Origin of the sequence: Streptomyces chiangmaiensis, from assembly GCF_036281785.1 — a bacterium.
In the GTDB taxonomy this organism is placed as follows: Bacteria; Actinomycetota; Actinomycetes; order Streptomycetales; family Streptomycetaceae; genus Streptomyces; species Streptomyces chiangmaiensis.
Genome location: NZ_JAYWVC010000427.1, coordinates 1 through 3380 on the forward strand (window position 1 = coordinate 1; position 3380 = coordinate 3380).

General features: G+C 65.2%; 2 protein-coding genes and 1 pseudogene. 2 read left to right on the top strand and 1 reads right to left on the bottom strand.

All coding sequences use genetic code 11. The features are described 5' to 3' along the window. Positions 1–82: 82 nt before the first annotated feature. Complete coding sequence (locus tag VXC91_RS43765) at positions 83–562, bottom strand: transposase (protein WP_329512918.1); 480 nt, start codon at positions 560–562, stop codon at positions 83–85. Positions 563–1140: 578 nt separating this feature from the next. Between VXC91_RS43765 and VXC91_RS43770 the strand changes: the two genes are divergently transcribed. Then, a complete protein-coding gene (locus VXC91_RS43770; protein ID WP_329512917.1) occupies positions 1141–2295 on the top strand; it encodes a glutathione-independent formaldehyde dehydrogenase in 1155 nt (384 codons plus the stop codon). A 386-nt stretch (positions 2296–2681) separates the two neighbouring features. After that, positions 2682–3380 (top strand): annotated as a pseudogene (locus VXC91_RS43775) (integrase); the annotation flags it as partial.

The window sequence follows — 3380 nt, forward strand, 5'->3', positions numbered from 1 at the left end:
CGTTCGGATTATGCCGACTCCCGTGCCCCTGGTCCGAAAATGAAGCTTCAGCCGAGGTCGGTGAGGTACTGGCCGGGTGTGTTCATGTGGCTTCGATGGGGTCGAAGCGGACGGTGAAGCCGAGGGCGTCGGCTTGCCGGGCCAGGCGGCGGATGGCTTGTTCGGGGTCGCGTCGGGTGAAGTAGTCGCCGCCGAGATCGCGGTAGGTGACGTCGTCGGTGAGCATGTGCCAGACCGCGGTGAGGATGGAGTGTTCCAGGGCGACGACGGCCTTCTTCTTGCCGAGGCGGGGCACGAGGCGGTGGTAGCGGGCGCCGAGGTAGGTGGTGTCGCGGGTGCGGGAGGCGGCCATGGCGGCGGTACCGAGTGCGGGGCCGAGCCAACGGTTGCTGTGCCGTCGTCTGCCGGAGCGTCGTCTGCCGGCGGATTCATGGTGGCCGGGGCAGACCCCGGCGCACGAGGCGAGGTGCCCGGCGGTGCGGAAACGGGACATGTCGCCGCCGGTTTCAGCGATGATGACCTCGGCGACACCCCGGCTGGCCCCGGGAAGGGTCTGCAGCAGCTAATGCTGTCGGGCGAATGGGGGCAAGCGGACACAAGACGTTGGCGTGTTTCCCTCAACCTGAGCGAAACCATGCCTGACCCGCAGAAATCACGGGATCACGTTCGGATGAGATACGGCTTCTCAGGGTGGCACCCCGTTGTCGCTGGTCAAGTGAGGAGAGGGGCGCGGGGCGTCTTCTTGGGATGTGTCACGCCACCTCGATGAAGATCAGGATCACGAATTCGCGAAGTGGGTCACCGTTCATCCGCCCATCAGCGGTCAGATTTCACCCGTCGCCGAAACCCTCCCCGGTTTCCGGTTGACATGCGGTTCACCGGTGGGAGGGTGGAGGTAGTACATCCTGTGAGATGCGTGTCTTTCGCCGCGGGCGTGGCCCTCGGAAGCAGCTGCTTGGCCGTATGGGCCTGTACCTGTAATGCTGAGCGTGCGCCCTGTTCACCTCTGGTTGAGTCCTTACTTTGTGTCAGTCCGCAACGCCTCAGAGTGCACCCATCCATGTATTTGGTAATGCGCCCTCTGTGCCAGAGGCAGGTAGCCAAGAATGAGTTGCGCATCAGGAAAGTGGTGGGAATTCCATGAAGGCTCTGGTATATGAGGGCCCGCGCACGGTGAGCGTCCAGGACGTCCCGGACGCGAGGATCGAGCGGCCGACCGACGTGGTGGTGAAGATCACCTCGACGAACATCTGCGGTTCGGACCTGCATATGTATGAGGGCCGCACCGACATGGAGACGGGGCGTGTCCTGGGGCACGAGAACATGGGTGAAGTCGTCGCGGTCGGGGACGGCGTGGACCGAGTGCGGGTGGGGGACCTGGTCTGCTTGCCGTTCAACATCAGTTGCGGGTTTTGCCGCAACTGTGACAAGGGCCTGACGGCGTTTTGTCTGACCACCCCGGTTGATCCCAAAATGGCCGGCGCCGCGTACGGCTTCGCGGGGATGGGCCCCTACAGCGGCGGTCAGGCGGAGTTCCTGCGTGTCCCGTACGGTGACTCCAACTGCCTGGTGCTTCCGGAGGAGGCCTGGGAGAAGCAGACCGACTACGTGATGCTGTCCGACATCTTCCCCACCGGCTGGCACTGCACCGAACTTGCGGGCGTGCGGCCCGGCGAGACTGTCGCCATCTACGGAGCCGGCCCGGTCGGCCTGATGGCCGCATTGTCGGCGACCCTGAAGAGCGCCGCCAAGGTGATGGTTGTCGACCGTCACCCCGACCGGCTGCGACTGGCCGAGGAGATCGGCGCCATTCCCATCGACGACTCCAAGGCCTCACCGGTAGACCAGATCAACGAGCAGACCAATGGTCTTGGTGCGGACCGCGGCTGTGAATGCGTCGGCTACCAGGCGCACGACCCGCAGGGCCATGAGCATCCGAACCTGACGTTGAACAATCTGGTGGAATCGGTGAAGTTCACGGGTTCCATTGGCGTGGTCGGTCTCTTTATCCCCAAGGACCCGGGCAGTCCCGACCCGCTGTACAGGGAAGACGGCGAAATCGCCTTCGATTACGGGCTGTTCTGGCTCAAGGGCCAGTCGGTCGGCAACGGGCAGGCCAACGTCAAGGCGTACAACCGGGAACTGTGCAACCTCATCCAGCAGGGCAAGGCCAAACCATCCTGGATCGTCTCGCACGAGCTGCCCCTCGACCAGGCGCCGCAAGGCTACGAGCACTTCGACAACCGCGACGACGGCTGGACCAAGGTCGTCCTCCACCCCGGCGGCGCGGCCTGACCCCGACACCCCGTAGTCGCAAGCGTTCAGCTCTACGACGATGAGCCCGGCCGGTGTCGTCGTAGGGAGGCTTGCCGAAACGGTTCAGTCTTTGGGCGGGTCTCGGATCTGGCAAGGATCAAAGGAGGAGGAACTCGACAGTGCAGGTCTCGGTGCCATCGCAGCACGGTGTCGGGCTGGATCAGCAGCCGGAGCCGGCGTAGAACCTGGCGCGGCAGCGGCACCAGCAAAGGGGCGAGGAAGGCCCGGTCTTCCGCGGCGAACTTCACCCGGCCCGCACCTGTGTGTGCCGAAAACCCTGTCACCCACGCTGAGCTGTGACTTGAGGGTCACGGTGTGATCACATGGAAAGCGCTCGTGAGCCCGGCGGCGCACGCTTGAGAATCGTGACGTTCCGTCTGGCCTACCGATTCGGCTGCCTCCTGCTCGGCTGGCTGCGCCTGCTGGCCCGCTCCTCCGCGGCCAAGGATGTCGAGATACTTGTACTCCGGCAGCAGCTGGTCGTCCTGCAGCGCAGCAGCCCCAAGCCCGCCTTCACCCGCGGGGACCGCGCCCTGTTCGCAGCCCTGCTCCGACTCCTGAACAAGCGTCACCGTTCAGCGCTGAAGCTGCTGGTCACTCCGCGTACCGTGCTGCGCTGGCATGCGAGGCTGGTCGCGAAGAAGTGGACCTATCCGCACCGCGGCCCGGGCCGCCCGGCCAAGCCCGAGACACTACGCGCTCTGGTGCTGCGCCTGGCCCGCGAAAACGACGGATGGGGGTATCGCCGTATCCATGGCGAACTGCTGAACCTGGGCTGGAAGGTCGCCGCCTCCACCGTTTGGGAGATCTTGCAGCACGCCGGGGTCGACCCGGCGCCCCAGCGGACCAGCCGCTCCTGGACCCGGTTCCTCAAGGCCCAGGCCACGGGCATCCTCGCCGTTGACGTCTTCCACGTGGACACGGTGTTCCCGCGGCGTCTGTTCGTCCTGTTCTTCATCGAGCACGACTCCCGTCGCGTCCACATCGCCGGTGTCACCAGCCACGTCACCGCCGCTTGGGCCACCCAGTGCGCCCGAAACCTCCTCATGGGCCTGGACGACACA